Source organism: Rothia sp. HMSC067H10 (assembly GCF_001810635.1).
GTDB classification, from domain to species: domain Bacteria; phylum Actinomycetota; class Actinomycetes; order Actinomycetales; family Micrococcaceae; genus Rothia; species Rothia dentocariosa.
On sequence record NZ_KV802279.1, the window covers coordinates 1 to 14,050 of the forward strand.

Genomic DNA, 14,050 nt, shown 5'->3' on the forward strand with positions numbered 1-14,050 from the left:
AACAGCTAACAACGCACTGATAGCCAAGGAGTAACCAATTTATGGGATACTACGACGACGGGTACGGCAACAGCTTCTTCCCAGTTGTGTATGTAAAGGAAGATAACGTCTTAGATCGGCAACTAGAGCTGCTACGAAAGCAAGGGTGGAAAATTATTGAGTTTTCTTGCTCTGCTCTTGTCCAGGCAAGGATCGAGAATGAATATTTTAAGGAGCTTTTAAGGCCTATTGAATATCCTTATGGAATGCCTGATGATCCAGTAAATCTAATCTATGAGTACATGGAAGATTTGCATTGGTTGGATTTGAGTCAGGGAGTTTTCGTGGTGTTGCGGGAGTATGACGCGTTATTCCGAGAGGATAAAGGCCCTGAATACTTGCAGGCAAAGTGGATGGCGCAGATTCTGCAAAGTGCGGATAATGACTTACGGTATCGGCATTCTTGGTATGGGAATGGAGACTACGATCCACCGCATGTACTTTATGGTATGGAGGTGTCTCGGAACCACCTTGATCAGGTCGTGGAATATTTTGAAGGCCACGCCACTATTATCGAAAGCTTCGACGAGGATAACCCAGGAGCAGAATACCCGCCCCTCGTTGAGCGTCGCCTAGAGATTTTCAGGAGCTGGGACTAGCAACCAGCAAAGATACTACGGAGGAAAGCGTTTACTTTTCTGTCCCGCCGAAAATCCTTCTAAAAAATGCTGGGCTGGCTCTAGTAACTAACCCTAACCTACACCCTAAGATGCCTTTTCAGAATATGAAACAACTCTTGTTCCGCCCCTAGCATGTATAGGCTCAATCAAGTGTCTAATTCTCGTACAATTGAAATCTGGTATTTTCCCCTTGAGCCGTATCGACCCGTCCAGGAGTCACCATGAGCATGTCCGCACCCGCGCATCACGCCTCTGGTCAGCAGAGCATCCCAACCCCCTATGAGGATCTGCTGCGCGAAATTCTTGATGAGAACCGTGATGCTATTGCCGCCGATGCTCAGCGCAAAGACCGCACGGGCACCGGCACGTTCGGCGTATTTGGGCGGCAGATGCGCTTCGATCTGCGTAACTCTTTCCCCCAGATTACTACCAAGCGTGTGCACTTCAAATCGGTGGCGGTCGAGCTTCTGTGGTTCCTGCGCGGCTCCTCAAACATACGTTGGCTGCAGGAACGCGGCGTGACTATATGGGATGAATGGGCTGACGAAAATGGTGATCTCGGCCCGGTCTACGGGGTGCAGTGGCGCTCCTGGCCCACCCCCGACGGCGGCACCATCGACCAGATCGCGAAAGTGATCGAATCTCTCAAAACGAACCCGTCGTCACGCCGCCACATTGTCTCGGCATGGAACCCCGCCGAGGTTGATGAGATGGCACTGCCGCCCTGCCACGCCATGTTCCAGTTTTACGTGCACGAGCGCCCTGACGGTGTGAAGGAACTGTCGTGCCAGCTGTACCAGCGCAGCGCCGACATGTTCTTGGGTGTACCCTTCAATATCGCCTCCTACGCCCTGCTGACCTACCTGATCGCCCACGAGGTCGGCATGGAACCCGGCGAGTTCATATGGACGGGCGGCGACTGCCATATCTACTCCAACCACCTAGAACAGGTGAAAAAGCAGCTCGGTTACGGCAACGACCCCGAAGGTAACCCATATCCCCCGCGTGAACCCTACCCGTACCCCAAACTCGTTATCAAAACGAAGAAACCTTCTATTTTTGATTACGAGTATGAAGACTTTGAGCTCATCGATTATAAGCATCATCCGGGGATTTCTGCCCCCATCGCGGTTTAGGACAATCGATGCGTGAAGATGAATCCCCCTCCCCCGCACAACCGTGCCTCGGCGCTATTTGGGCGCAGACCGATGCGGGTATTATTGGGCGCGACGGCACCATGCCCTGGCGTGCCCCCGAAGACCTTGCGCATTTCAAAACCGTCACCATGGGTAAGCCCGTCATCATGGGGCGGCGCACCTGGGAGTCTTTTCCACCGCGTTTTCGACCGTTGCCTGAGCGCACCAATATCGTCATCAGCCGCAGTATTACGAGCGATTCAGCCGCGCCTCTTAAACGCGATGGCGCGCTTTGGGTTCCGTCGCTGGATGCGGCTCTCACCCTCGCGGACAACACGCCTTTAACACCCAACACTACCCAGCACTCAGATGCGGCGCACCAGCGAGTTACTGCCTGGATCATTGGCGGCGGCTCCGTCTATGCGGAGGCGCTTTCCCGCGAGGATTTACCTTCCTTTGGTCGCGTCGAGATTATCGAACGCACATTCTTCTATTGTCAGGAAGGTAACGAGATTACGGGTGATACCTACGCCCCCGAACTCGCGGTAGAAGGATTTATGGCTGCGGACGAACCGGCGCGATGGCGCATCCTGGGTGAAAGCGCTTGGGAGAAGAGCGAGCGCGGCTACCTGCTGGATGCTTCAGGCGGGAAAAATCCCATGTACTACTCGTTTCAGACCTTAGCCCGCCTCTGATGTACCTGGCGCGGAAATTCCCTACAACAACGTTCGCCTGTGCGAACGGCAAGATGTAGTCTCGTTTGTCTGGGGTACATTCGTTCACCTCGCAACGTCTTACGCCAGAGCCCATCACGCTCCTCGCGCTTCACCTGGTTTTTCCCCATACTGACTAGGGGTTATGACGCTGTTCCACGCGATATGTGGCACACGGGGTAGACTAGAAATTATGAATTTTAATCCCGGTGACTCAGTAGGTTTTGTAGGTTGGCGCGGCATGGTTGGTTCCGTGTTGATGAAGCGCATGCTTGAAGAGAACGATTTCAACGATATTCCTCCCGTTTTTTTCACAACCTCCAATGTGGGCGGTGAAGCCCCCACCTTCGACGGCACGCTTGAACCTTCTACGCTGAAGGATGCGTACGATCTGAATGAGCTTCGCCAGCATAAGATTATTGTGACCGCACAGGGCGGTGACTACACGAAAGAGGTTCACCCGAAGCTGCGCGAGTCCGGCTGGGAGGGCCTGTGGATTGATGCCGCTTCTGCCCTGCGCATGAACGATGATGCCATTATCGTGCTCGACCCCATTAACCGTGATGTGATTGACCGCGGGCTCGAATCCGGTGTGAAAGATTTTATTGGCGGCAACTGCACCGTCTCATGCCTGCTTATGGGGCTGGGCGGCCTCTTCAAACAGGGTCTGGTGGAATGGACCACCTCGATGACCTATCAGGCGGCTTCGGGAGGCGGCGCCCGTCATATGCGCGAGGTTCTGGGGCAGTTCCGCGACCTCGGCAATGAGGTGTCTGCCGAGCTTAACGATCCGGCAGCGGCGATCCTGGAGATTGACCGTAAGGTGCTCGCTAAGCAGCGTTCGGGTGAGCTGGATACCGCGCAGTTCGGGGTTCCGCTTTCCGGCTCGCTAATCCCGTGGATTGACTCTGACCTGGGCAATGGGCAGTCCCGCGAGGAATGGAAGTCTGATGCCGAGACCAACAAAATTTTGGGTCTTGAGGGCGATGACCGTGTGATTATGGACGGTTTGTGTGTGCGTATCGCGGCAATGCGTTCGCATTCTCAGGCGCTCACCATGAAGCTGACCGAAGACCTGCCGGTTGCCGAGATTGAGCGCATTATCGCTGAAGATAACCAGTGGGCCCAGGTGGTGCCGAATACTAAGGATGCCACGATGGAGGGGCTGACTCCGGTCGCCGCTTCCGGCTCGCTGAATATTCCGGTGGGGCGCATCCGCAAGTTGGCGATGGGTCCGCAGTACATTAGTGCTTTTACGGTGGGTGACCAGCTGCTGTGGGGTGCCGCCGAGCCGGTGCGCCGCATGCTCAAGATCGCGGTCGGAAAGCTCTAAAGTAGCCTTCTCAAAGTAACTCGTGGGCGCGGTGCCGTAAGAACGGTGCCGCGCCTACGTATGTTGAGCCTAGCCCACAAGCTTTGAACGATATGCGTGGGAATGAGCAAAACGTTGCCTGTACCCGCGCCTCTTGGTGAATAGGGTTTCTGGTTGCCCCGAACCTAGCGGATAAGCCTGTGCCCCCGCATCCTCAATCAGGATGCGGGGGCACAGGTTCAAAGTAGACAGGTACGTCTTTCAGGCTATGCTTTACGCGCAGCCTTCTGGGCTTTTCGTTTTTCACGCCAGGCTACGTAGCGGTGCCAGAGTGAAATTACTAGCTTTTTGAGTCGCTGATTCAGACGATGCGCCCATGCGAACTCGGTTCCCCAGATTCCCAAACCGATAAAGATAAACAGCCAGCCGGGGCCAGGTGTGACAAGCATAATCAGACCGGCAATGAAACAGAAGCCGCCTACGGCAATCACAAGAGGCTTGTAGAGATGTTTCAGCACCGGGTGAGCGTGCATCCAAGCTTTCTTTTTCTCTAGCCACAGGTGAAACTTGCTGGTTTCACTCTCTGTAACTTCATCCTCTAAGGTTTTCACACATCACCTCTTCTCAGGGCGGCTCTCACCTGTGCGTACACGATACATCAACAGCCTAGCACCCGCGCCTGGGAACTCCCTGATAGCCTAACATCGTAAAAAATATCTTTTATGACACCCTCACTATCGCGGCGCCAAAAGATTATAGTATTGTTATCACAACACCCTAATAGCGGACAAGGTTTATAAATATTTGATAACAATATGGCAATGTCTTCTATTTTTAGACCTTTTACCTCATATTAAGGAAATGCACCTCTACACACGCAGAGAGAATCATGGAAAAACTTTCCTATACAACAGAATTTACACTCTGGCCGGTTCCCCATGCCCGACCCCTGATTGATGGAAAGCCAGAGCCGGGTGCGCATCCGGCAGAATATTTGCATCCCGGTAAGCTGCATCTTGAAACGAGCGATGATAATTACGTTGATTTATACATCGTTCCTCCCCTTTTTAAACCCGGATACCCTCCGGGATACCAGTTTTACGCCGATCTTATTTTTAGCAATATTTATATTGCACAAGATTTACAGTTTTATTATCGAGCATTTCATGATGAATTACAGTTTGCGGTATCCTCTGATACTATTTGGCAAAATCGCGATCATCAATATGCTGTAGCAATTGTTGACAAAGATTTGAACCTAAGCTGGACTCTGCGCGATTCCGACCCCTTGCGCATGGAATTTATCGAAACCGTTATCAACACCATTCACGCAAGCATGTTCAAGATGCCCCCCATTCTTGCCGAGGGCGAGTATATGGAGTTTATGAATGAGAGGAATATTCTGGACTCCGCTCACCTATGCTGCGGCGATCGTGTTCTTCGCGCGATTGATGTTAAGGCACACACGAATGACCCCGTGCGAGTTCTCACGGAAACCGATTACAGCGCTGTTATACGCGGTACCGTCTATCCCAGTGCCCGACTCATCTGGAGCGTCCCTCTAGAAGATGCACGCTACTGGCACAACGCCTACAACGTTTTGACTGTTGATCCGGTCATTGGCGCCAAGATCCCCGCCGATGTGCGCGCCATCTTAGAGCATCTGCCCGCTGCGCCCGCCTATACACAGGGACACTCGTAGGTTACTGCGGGTCTCACCCCGCATATCCAATCGGTATTAGATACGTGATGGCCTGCCCGTGGGCCGTGAGGTGCTGGCACACTGTCAGGTTTCGCAGGATGCGGTACCGCATCCTGCCTCCACCCGAGATGCCGATAATACACCCCAGGCTCCTCTGCTGGCGTGAGATATTGTCGATACGAATCACGACCGCATGGCCTGTATTCGCGCCGTTTTCGGGCGTATCGCCAGGTTCTCGCGGCTAGACAGTGCTGTGCTGCCTGCGGGCGAACACTATATTTCCCGGGACTCTCAGAGGGTTTAAGACTTTATATGACATGTTTAGGTCATTACTACCTTATGTTGATGTAAACTATAGACACGGGAACAAAATTCCCCTTTAGGTACCTAACCCTCATCAATACTTCCGCATTATCTTAGGCTCCTCATGGCAAAGACCTCTCTGACAGCACGACTAGAAACTCTCCCCTTTACTAAGAAACACACCAAGCTCTTGGGCGTCACCGGTATCGGCTGGGCGCTCGACGCCATGGATGTTGGGCTGATCTCCTTCATCATGGCGGCACTGACCAAACAGTGGGCGCTCTCCCCCACCGAAACAAGCTGGCTAGGCTCCATCGGCTTTTTAGGTATGGCTCTGGGCGCTACCGTCGGCGGGCTTCTCGCCGACCGTTTTGGACGACGCTACATTTTCGCCGCAACGCTGCTCGTCTACGGTTTGGCGACGGGCGCATCCGCACTCGCCGGTTCACTAGCCGTTTTGATGGTTTTCCGATTTATCGTGGGGCTGGGGCTCGGGGCTGAGCTGCCGGTCGCATCCACGCTGATGTCGGAATTTTCGCCGCGCGCTATTCGCGGTCGCGTGGTCGTTATTTTGGAGGCGTTTTGGGCGCTCGGATGGATTCTTGCGGCGCTTATCGGCACCTTTGTTGTGCCGAACCCAAACGGCTGGCGGTGGGCGCTTGCTATCGGCGTGATCCCGGCACTGTATTCGCTGATTATTCGTTGGGGAACACCCGAATCCGTGCGGTTCTTAGAGTCGAAAGGGCGCACTGACGAGGCAGAACGTGTGGTTGCCGAATTTGAGAGCTCCGCGGCCCTCAGCACACGAACTCACGCGAATGAAACCGACCGTGACAATACACCTGAGACTCCTGCCAACGACGCCCAGGAGGCAACCTCCATCTGGTCGGCGCCGCTGCGTAAACGCACGCTGGCGCTGTGTACCGTATGGTTCTGCATTAACCTCTCATATTACGGGGCGTTTATCTGGATACCCTCACTGCTGAGCGCACAGGGTTTCAGCCTAGTGAAGTCCTTCGCGTTTACCCTGATTATGACCTTGGCGCAGCTGCCCGGCTATGCAGTGGCCGCCTACCTGATTGAGAAGTGGGGGCGCCGAGCCACCCTCGCCGTATTTTTGGCTGGTTCGGCGGGCGCGGCGGTGTGTTACGGCCTCTCACATTCGGATTTCTACATTATCCTCAGTGGGTGCTTCCTCTCGTTCTTCAACCTGGGCGCATGGGGCGCGCTCTACGCCATTAGCCCGGAAGCATTCCCCACCCGGCTGCGCGGCACCGGCACCGGCACGGCGGCCGGGCTGGGGCGCATCGCATCAATTCTGGCGCCGCTTATCGTTCCGCCGCTCATCTCTTTCGGCGGCACCGGGGTACTGTTCGCTGTTTTCGCGGCGGCGTTCCTTCTCGCGGCAATAACCACCTTCGCCCTGCCCGAAAAGCGCGGGAAATCGCTCTAGCTGCTAAAACCTCCAACGCAGGAATAGTGTGAAACATAGTGTGCCGAGAAGGTGGGAATCTCTCACCTTCTCGGCTTTTTCTTTGTTTATCAGGTGCTCATAGAGTCACAGAAGGCAAGGGGAGGGTGCATAATCCGCGGGGCACACCGCAGACACACACCATGAGGCGCTGACGTATTTCCAGGTGCCGATACGTTATGATGACTAAACATCGCGTGTTGCCGCCTCATGATGGTGTACAGGGTGGGGCTCAGTGCGTATCTCAGGTGAGATAGAACGGTCTAGACATCAACCTCAAGGAGCGCGGCATGGCAGAAACCCCCGCAGTCACCTATATTCCCTGGCCAAGTGCCCACACGCCCGCGCCGCTTGAGAACGGTGAACCGGTCGCAGGCAGGCATCCTGCTGAGTATCTGGGATCCGGGGTGCTGCACTATATCGGTTCGGAATTTCACCTGATGGCGGAGCTGAACCCCTACCCTTTCGACCCCGAAAACCCGCATCGGTTTAGGGGCGATCTGGTGCATCGGTACACGTATTTCTCAGGCAATATCACGTTTAGTTTCGAAGCTGATGAGGATTATCTTTACTTCACGGCGCACGTTTTTCTGGCCTGGCAAGAGCCCTCTGACCGCATGTACGCGCGCGCCCGGGTGGATCGTAATTTCGCTTTTCACTGGGAACAGCACGATGATGACCCGCAGCGTTCGGTCTATATTGAGGCGGTCTTCATGGCACTGTACCGCAGCCTCAGCGTTGAGCATACGGCGCTTGAGGACGGTGAGTTCCTAGACCTGAACGAAGACAAGCATTACTATTCATACCATATGCGCCAGGGTGACGATATTATTCGGCTGGTGTACGTTACCGACTACAGTTCTCGAACATACCTTGACGTGACGACCGACTACCGGGCAACGGTTTTGAGCTACTGCCGCCCTCCGGCGCAGCTGGCGTGGAGCGTTCCGACCGAGGATGCGCGCTACACTCTCGAACACACCGACCCTCTCATCTATCCCCCAGAGACTGGGGAAAATATTCCCGAGTATGTGCGCCGCATACTCCCCCATCTGCCGACGGCGCCCTACCGGCAGGTCGCCCGTTCCTACCCGCCCGCCTCAGAGTATGGTGCGGTCTTTACGCCTTGGCCTATGACGGTTCAGCAGGGTGAGGATGTTCGTGGCGCCCAGTATCCGTGGCAGAGGCTCGTTTCCGGGGAGTTTTTAATTCAAAGCCCGCAAAGCGCCCCCTTCAGAATGTATCTGGACGCCTGCGAACCCGATTGGGATTCCATGAAGGGCGACCACGATACCTACGCCGAGCTAATGCCTATCTCGGGGATTATGCCTAACTTGAATCATGCGCGGCCCTGGTTTGGCGTAGATTTTACGCTCGTCATGCGCCGTTGGAATAACCGTTTGGTGTTTGTGGCGGAGCATCTGACCCCGTGGCGTGCCACCGACTGGGAGGTGTGCGCCGTCGCGACCCTAGAGGCGGAAGGAAACCTGGTCTGGGAGCTTCGCGATGAGGTCCCCGGGCGCGGCGCCTATATTGAAGCCTTGGTGGGGCATATTGTGGATTCTCTGGGAACCGAGCCGCCCGTACTCGCCCCGGGCGAAGGAAAGGTTCTCTACGATGATTACGGCCAGGTCTCGTCGGTGCACGTCAATACGGGTGAAACCATGCTGCGGGCGCTCATCACGCGCATCTGGTACGGGGTGGATCCGACAACCGGTCAGCGGGCACCGTACCTGTATGAGGCGCGGGTCAAAGATCAGTTTGATGAGAACTCCAGCGGCGGGTTCAGCACGATCGCGTGGAGCTCACCCGAGAAATTCTACTACTGGAGCTGGGATCGGGTTCCCGGGTTCGTGCCTGCGGTAACCGACCCCGAGATTCTGCGCCGCGACGAGGTGGATCTGCTGATTCCGCATCTTCCGGTTGCCCCCGGCGTACCCTCACAGGAGAATGAAGACGATGCAGCGGTGCCGTGGTTTTACGAGGCTTCCACTGCTACGAAAGAGTAAGGTCAGATGTGCTAAGTGCAGCATCATGATGCGGCAGCAGGCAGAGCTTGGCGTGCATGAATTAGTTTCCACGCTAGTACAAAGGTGCGGCTCATAACCTCGCAGAGAGCCATCATGATAAGGGCGCTGGCCCATGCGTCCATAGGAATGGAGCAGTCGAGAGAAAATCGATAAATCTGTTCCGCCCCACCATGTTCTGCATATAAGCCAAAAACAAGACGTCCGCTCATCCCGATCAGCCAGAAAACGACAGCCCAGCCGCCTGCACGCGCATATATCTGGCGGTTCTGTGTATATACTGCCGTCGTCATACCGCACGCCACGCCGAGAATTAGCCCGATCGTTATGCATCCAATGATGAGCATCCACCCGTTGTTATGCAGGGGGAAGCCCGTCATATATTCAATAACAGCCCATCCGACGAGAAGTATTGGCCAGATGAGGCTAAAAATTGTGAGTTTTCGCCCTCTAATTTGCCGTAGGACCAACATCATCAGGGCACAAGAAATCAAAATATCTATCAGCGTCATAAATATATCTCCACAGATATATCTTAGCAGATATATTTAAGCCTGAATCTCACCTTTTATACTGGAATTATGACTCTGGGGGAACTGTATCAACTTGCACGCATGCTGCGCGATATTACTATCACGGCTGGGTCACTTACCCATATGTCGGTACATCCAAGTGAAGCGATGGTGTTTGAGGATATTGTGCAGCACCCCAACACGACTATCAACCAGGTAGCAGAGCGCACCCACCTAGCACAGAGCCGTGTTTCGACAATGGTTAATGCCATGGTCACAGAAGGTGCGGTTACGGTCAGTACCGACTCTCAAGATCAGCGCCGCAAGACGCTTCAGGCAAGCCCTCAGCTACTGCAAGACATCAAGTCTATAAACCCCGATGAAGCCATTCGCCAAGCTATACATCGACTTTATCCGAGCCTGTCGGAACATCAGATAGCGGATGTCACACAACACCTCGACCACATTTTTACCCTGCTCAGCGCAGACTCAAGAAGCGAGTCATAGCATATGCAGTACATTCTTTTACTCAGGAGCGTTAACCTGGGGAAGCTGCGTAAGGTGTCAATGCCCGCGCTGAAGAAGCGGCTGGCTGCGCTGGGGTACGAGAACGTCACAAGCTATATCAATTCGGGGAACCTGCTATTTGTGAGTTCGCGGGATAAAATCACCGTGGCGCGGGAGATTACCGAGCTGCTGGCGGAGCATTACGATTTTGAGATTCCATTCTCGCTTCTCACCGCTGACGAATACCGCGCGGATGCGCACAACCTGCCCGAGTGGTGGAACGAGGATATGCCGCGCCTGGACGCCATGTTTTTCACCACTGATGCTGATCGCGATGCGCTCGCTGCCGAGCTCGAAACGCTGGATGTTCCCGACGAGGTGCTTCACATAGGAACCTGCGCCGTCTACTTCGGCAACTACAGCACGCCCGACTACAAGAAAACGCAGTACGGCAAACTCATGTCGAAGAAAGCCTTCGCAAACCAGCTGACCCTGCGCAATGCTAAAACCTGCAACAAGATCCTAGACCTGCTGGATTAACAACGCCATCCCGCTAAACCGCGAGCAGATAGCGGATTGTTATCTGCTCTCAAAATCTTATCTGCTCGCGAATATAAATAAATACACTGCCGTAACTATTCTTGGAATGGATTCAGCAGTCTCACGCCTGTGCGGGCAAAATCATCAGTATTACGCGTGACCAACACCAGATTATGTTGAATAGCAGAGGCAGCAACCCACGCATCGTTTTCGGGTGCGTGGTCAGGGATATGAAGTTTAGCGCAAATTCGTGCTGTATTTTCATCCACAACGAAAGTGCGCTCCACAAAAGTAGGCTTTACTACATGCTCAAACCACTGACGCAGAACCTCGCCCTGTTGCGGGTCTTTACGTTCTTTCGCCAAAATGCCTCGTTCTACTTCCATCAGCACCACAGCATTGACATATAGTAAATGCTCAGGTGTGTCAGCGAGCCAATCGATCACACCCTGATTAGCCTTACCCGTTCTTATCTTCCGGGTTTCACTGAGGATATTCGTATCAAGCAAATACACGGCTAATCCTCAAAATCTACGGGACGACGCTGGGCACGGCTGCGCGGCTGTAGTTCTAATTCAATATCGGCGGCGTCGAGTGGCATCAAAGCGTCCAAACCACTCCGAACGGATTTAGACTGCAAAGTCTTCTCATACTCGGTATAGGTCATGAGCACGTATGCAGGTTCACCCCGATTGGTAATAATGACAGGGTCAGACTGTGCAGCCTTTTGGGCTTGACTGACGTGTTGATTGAATTCTCGACTGGTCATCACGGTCATAACAGCAACTCCTTATGTAGTGATATATCTACAAAGCATAGGCTAAGCCTTTGAGAATGGCAAGAAAACTTCTGAACTTACAGACCCAACAAACCGCGAGCAGATAGGATTTTGACGAGCAGATAACAATCCGTTATCTGTTCGTCAAAATACTTATCTGTCCACGGGAATCGCAGGGAATAACAGGGCTAGAGAGCTCTAAATCTTCCCGTTCACCACAACCGGCTCGGGCACCAACTCGATCCCGAATTTCTCGGCAACACCGGCACGTACCGCCCGGGCGATCGCGAAAATATCCTCAGCGCTGGCATCCCCACGGTTCGTAATCGCCAGCGTATGCTTGGTCGAGAGCGAGGCGCGACCACCCGCAATCTCGCGCGCATCGCCTTCGAGCCCGAAGCCTTTCTCGAACCCGGCGTGCTGAATCAGCCAGGCGGCGGAGAGCTTCACATGCTCCTCGCTCTCCTGCTGCTCGGTTCCGAACACTCCGGTGCGCGTTACTACCGGGAAGCGCGGCGCATCCTCAGGCAAAGAATCAAGCACAGATACCGGCACAATCGGGTTAGTGAAGAACGAGCCGGTCGAGAAGGTATCGCGGTCGGAGGCATCCAGCACCATCCCCTTGGAGGCACGCAGCGCCAGAACCTTATCCCGCACCAGCGCGGATTCGGCACGCTTCCCCACCTGCACACCCAAGCCCTTCGCCAGTTCCCCATACTTAATAGGTGAAGACAGGCTGCCGAGCGTGAACTGGAAATCCACGGTCAGCACCACATAGCGCGGTGAACCGTTCACCATGTTTTGCTTCAGGATTGAATCGCGGTAGCCGAAACGCAGATCGGCGTTCGCAAAAGTCTTGAACTTTCCCGTCTCGCGGTCCCAGGTGCGCACGGACGCAATGAACTCGCTAACCTCCACCCCGTAGGCGCCGACATTCTGCACGGGGGTTGCACCCACGGTCCCGGGAATACCTGACAGTGCCGCCGGGCCAGACCATTCTTTTTCAATGCTCAACTGCACGAAATCATCCCACACGGTACCCGCCTGCACGCGCACATTCGCGCCGCCACATGCGGGAATAGGCAGCTCCTCAACCCCGGTGGATGCAATATGCACAACGGTACCGTCAAACCCGGCATCAGAAACCAGCAGGTTTGAGCCGCCGCCCACGATCAGCACGGGTTCGTTGGCGGCATCGGCGGAGGAAACGGCCTCGACAATCTCGGCTTCAGTCGTAGCGCGGATGTATGTGCGGGCAGGGCCGCCAACTTGGGCGGTAGTGATCTCACTCAGCAGCTTTTCAGTCATGTCTTTAAGAATACCGGTCTGTCACGTTTTATTCCGTTAGGGTCAGCTAAACCTTATGGCAGGCCCACCCCGTAGTCAGAGCGGGTCTGCCATAACTCAACAACGCACAATCACACAGAGTATCGATTGTAAGCGCGTGGGCTAGGCAAATTTCACCACGGCCTGAGTCTTCATCAGAACCTTCTGCTGACTGCCCTCACCGTCGTCAGCGGTAACGGTGAGGTCGATGCGAGCCGTGCGCGCATCCTCATCCATGGCGCCTACCTTGCCGGTGATCGTCAGCGCATTCGTGGGGGTGTCCGGGTTGCCGCCGCCGGGCGCATCCGCAACCGGAACAGGCTTAGTAAAGCGAGTCTGGTAGTCCACGATTGCACCCGGATCGCCCGCCCAATCGCTCACCAGCTGCACGGCGGTGCCCATCGTGAGCATACCGTGCGCGATCACGCCGGAAAGCCCCACGGACTGGGCAAAACGCTCGTTCCAGTGAATCGGGTTGAAGTCACCGGATGCGCCCGCATACCGCACCAGCGATGCACGCGCAATCTCAACGGTTCGGGTGCCGATCTCTTGCCCTTTTTCGAGTTCTGCAAAGTTTACGGACATTATTCGCCCTCCTCGTCGGTACGTACCAGCAGGGATGAGATACAGGTGGTAACGGGGTTTCCGTCGGCATCGGTGATTTCTTCGCGGGTGGTGAGCATGGCGCCCGCACCCATCACACGCACGGAATCCACATGAACTTCGGTGCGCAATTCGTCCCCCGCCACGATGGGGCGGTGATGCGTAAAGCGCTGGTCGGCGTGCACCACACGAGAGAAATCAATGCCCGCAGATTTATCGCCGATCAGTGCGGCATCGGCTGCTTGGGACAAGATGATAGCGAAGGTGGGCGGGGCGATCAGGTCTGCGTAGCCTGCGGCGCGTGCCGCCTCAACGTCATGATGCAGAGGGTTTTCGGCGTGTACGGCGCGGGCAAATTCCCGGATCTTCTCGCGACCGACGACGTAGGTGCCCTCGGCGGGGTACACGCGACCCACAATGTCAGGGTTAATACTCATACCCACCAGTCTATCGGGTTGGTA

At 54.8% G+C, this 14,050-nt stretch carries 16 protein-coding genes; 9 read left to right on the top strand and 7 right to left on the bottom strand.

Annotated elements, in window-relative coordinates; all coding sequences use genetic code 11:
• The first annotated feature begins 41 nt into the window (after window positions 1-41).
• The 4 genes from HMPREF2756_RS00795 to asd all read left to right on the top strand — a co-directional run bounded on the left by HMPREF2756_RS00795 (window position 42) and on the right by asd (window position 3,841).
• Window positions 42-638 carry a hypothetical protein gene (locus tag HMPREF2756_RS00795; protein ID WP_070617265.1) on the top strand — a complete coding sequence of 199 codons (597 nt, stop codon included), beginning with the start codon at window positions 42-44 and terminating at the stop codon, window positions 636-638.
• A gap of 248 nt (window positions 639-886) precedes the next feature.
• Window positions 887-1,795 (top strand): thymidylate synthase, encoded by a 909-nt coding sequence (locus tag HMPREF2756_RS00800; RefSeq protein ID WP_070617750.1) that lies wholly within the window; start codon window positions 887-889, stop codon window positions 1,793-1,795.
• An 8-nt stretch (window positions 1,796-1,803) separates the two neighbouring features.
• Window positions 1,804-2,490 carry a dihydrofolate reductase gene (locus HMPREF2756_RS00805; protein WP_070617267.1) on the top strand — a complete coding sequence of 229 codons (687 nt, stop codon included), beginning with the start codon at window positions 1,804-1,806 and terminating at the stop codon, window positions 2,488-2,490.
• Between the two features lie 211 nt (window positions 2,491-2,701).
• Window positions 2,702-3,841: an aspartate-semialdehyde dehydrogenase gene (asd, locus tag HMPREF2756_RS00810; RefSeq protein ID WP_070617269.1), complete on the top strand. Its 1,140-nt coding sequence runs from the start codon at window positions 2,702-2,704 to the stop codon at window positions 3,839-3,841.
• A gap of 245 nt (window positions 3,842-4,086) precedes the next feature.
• On the opposite strand, the gene HMPREF2756_RS00815 is transcribed toward asd, so the two are convergent.
• On the bottom strand, window positions 4,087-4,431 hold the full coding sequence (locus HMPREF2756_RS00815) for a PGPGW domain-containing protein (RefSeq protein ID WP_070617271.1): 345 nt from the start codon (window positions 4,429-4,431) through the stop codon (window positions 4,087-4,089).
• A 278-nt stretch (window positions 4,432-4,709) separates the two neighbouring features.
• Between HMPREF2756_RS00815 and HMPREF2756_RS00820 the strand changes: the two genes are divergently transcribed.
• The 3 genes from HMPREF2756_RS00820 to HMPREF2756_RS00830 all read left to right on the top strand — a co-directional run bounded on the left by HMPREF2756_RS00820 (window position 4,710) and on the right by HMPREF2756_RS00830 (window position 9,305).
• Window positions 4,710-5,522, top strand: a complete 813-nt coding sequence (locus tag HMPREF2756_RS00820; protein ID WP_013397678.1) for a hypothetical protein — start codon at window positions 4,710-4,712, stop codon at window positions 5,520-5,522.
• 427 nt (window positions 5,523-5,949) lie between these two features.
• Complete coding sequence (locus HMPREF2756_RS00825; protein WP_070617273.1) at window positions 5,950-7,278, top strand: MFS transporter; 1,329 nt, start codon at window positions 5,950-5,952, stop codon at window positions 7,276-7,278.
• A gap of 308 nt (window positions 7,279-7,586) precedes the next feature.
• Complete coding sequence (locus HMPREF2756_RS00830) at window positions 7,587-9,305, top strand: hypothetical protein (protein ID WP_070617275.1); 1,719 nt, start codon at window positions 7,587-7,589, stop codon at window positions 9,303-9,305.
• A gap of 23 nt (window positions 9,306-9,328) precedes the next feature.
• Here HMPREF2756_RS00830 and HMPREF2756_RS00835 read toward each other — a convergent pair whose 3' ends face one another.
• Window positions 9,329-9,835: a DUF1453 family protein gene (locus HMPREF2756_RS00835; RefSeq protein WP_083301638.1), complete on the bottom strand. Its 507-nt coding sequence runs from the start codon at window positions 9,833-9,835 to the stop codon at window positions 9,329-9,331.
• A 69-nt stretch (window positions 9,836-9,904) separates the two neighbouring features.
• Here HMPREF2756_RS00835 and HMPREF2756_RS00840 point away from each other — a divergent pair, with 69 nt between their 5' ends.
• Entirely contained in the window at window positions 9,905-10,342 is a 438-nt protein-coding gene (locus HMPREF2756_RS00840) for a MarR family winged helix-turn-helix transcriptional regulator (RefSeq protein ID WP_070617277.1), read from the top strand.
• 3 nt (window positions 10,343-10,345) lie between these two features.
• Window positions 10,346-10,882, top strand: a complete 537-nt coding sequence (locus HMPREF2756_RS00845; RefSeq protein WP_070617279.1) for a DUF1697 domain-containing protein — start codon at window positions 10,346-10,348, stop codon at window positions 10,880-10,882.
• A gap of 95 nt (window positions 10,883-10,977) precedes the next feature.
• Here the strand turns inward: HMPREF2756_RS00845 and HMPREF2756_RS00850 are convergent, their stop codons facing one another.
• From HMPREF2756_RS00850 to HMPREF2756_RS00870, 5 genes are all read right to left on the bottom strand, one after another.
• Window positions 10,978-11,397: a type II toxin-antitoxin system VapC family toxin gene (locus HMPREF2756_RS00850; RefSeq protein ID WP_070617281.1), complete on the bottom strand. Its 420-nt coding sequence runs from the start codon at window positions 11,395-11,397 to the stop codon at window positions 10,978-10,980.
• Between the two features lie 2 nt (window positions 11,398-11,399).
• The gene (locus HMPREF2756_RS00855; RefSeq protein ID WP_048778386.1) at window positions 11,400-11,660 is read right to left on the bottom strand and encodes a type II toxin-antitoxin system Phd/YefM family antitoxin; all 261 of its coding nucleotides are present in this window, start codon (window positions 11,658-11,660) and stop codon (window positions 11,400-11,402) included.
• A 198-nt stretch (window positions 11,661-11,858) separates the two neighbouring features.
• The gene (locus HMPREF2756_RS00860; RefSeq protein WP_070617283.1) at window positions 11,859-12,968 is read right to left on the bottom strand and encodes a UDP-N-acetylmuramate dehydrogenase; all 1,110 of its coding nucleotides are present in this window, start codon (window positions 12,966-12,968) and stop codon (window positions 11,859-11,861) included.
• Window positions 12,969-13,109: 141 nt separating this feature from the next.
• Complete coding sequence (locus HMPREF2756_RS00865; protein WP_070617285.1) at window positions 13,110-13,571, bottom strand: MaoC family dehydratase; 462 nt, start codon at window positions 13,569-13,571, stop codon at window positions 13,110-13,112.
• Complete coding sequence (locus HMPREF2756_RS00870) at window positions 13,571-14,026, bottom strand: MaoC family dehydratase N-terminal domain-containing protein (protein ID WP_070450932.1); 456 nt, start codon at window positions 14,024-14,026, stop codon at window positions 13,571-13,573. The genes HMPREF2756_RS00865 and HMPREF2756_RS00870 overlap by 1 nt, the downstream gene beginning before the upstream one ends.
• Window positions 14,027-14,050: the final 24 nt, after the last annotated feature.

Coding starts and splice junctions, on each gene's coding strand:
- asd (WP_070617269.1), top strand. CDS start 2,702: ATGAATTTTAATCCCGGTGACTCAGTAGGTTTTGTAGGTTGGCGCGGC.
- HMPREF2756_RS00825 (WP_070617273.1), top strand. CDS start 5,950: ATGGCAAAGACCTCTCTGACAGCACGACTAGAAACTCTCCCCTTTACT.
- HMPREF2756_RS00835 (WP_083301638.1), bottom strand. CDS start 9,835: ATGACGCTGATAGATATTTTGATTTCTTGTGCCCTGATGATGTTGGTC.
- HMPREF2756_RS00795 (WP_070617265.1), top strand. CDS start 42: ATGGGATACTACGACGACGGGTACGGCAACAGCTTCTTCCCAGTTGTG.
- HMPREF2756_RS00805 (WP_070617267.1), top strand. CDS start 1,804: ATGCGTGAAGATGAATCCCCCTCCCCCGCACAACCGTGCCTCGGCGCT.
- HMPREF2756_RS00830 (WP_070617275.1), top strand. CDS start 7,587: ATGGCAGAAACCCCCGCAGTCACCTATATTCCCTGGCCAAGTGCCCAC.
- HMPREF2756_RS00840 (WP_070617277.1), top strand. CDS start 9,905: ATGACTCTGGGGGAACTGTATCAACTTGCACGCATGCTGCGCGATATT.
- HMPREF2756_RS00845 (WP_070617279.1), top strand. CDS start 10,346: ATGCAGTACATTCTTTTACTCAGGAGCGTTAACCTGGGGAAGCTGCGT.
- HMPREF2756_RS00865 (WP_070617285.1), bottom strand. CDS start 13,571: ATGTCCGTAAACTTTGCAGAACTCGAAAAAGGGCAAGAGATCGGCACC.
- HMPREF2756_RS00855 (WP_048778386.1), bottom strand. CDS start 11,660: ATGACCGTGATGACCAGTCGAGAATTCAATCAACACGTCAGTCAAGCC.
- HMPREF2756_RS00800 (WP_070617750.1), top strand. CDS start 887: ATGTCCGCACCCGCGCATCACGCCTCTGGTCAGCAGAGCATCCCAACC.
- HMPREF2756_RS00860 (WP_070617283.1), bottom strand. CDS start 12,968: ATGACTGAAAAGCTGCTGAGTGAGATCACTACCGCCCAAGTTGGCGGC.
- HMPREF2756_RS00870 (WP_070450932.1), bottom strand. CDS start 14,026: ATGAGTATTAACCCTGACATTGTGGGTCGCGTGTACCCCGCCGAGGGC.
- HMPREF2756_RS00820 (WP_013397678.1), top strand. CDS start 4,710: ATGGAAAAACTTTCCTATACAACAGAATTTACACTCTGGCCGGTTCCC.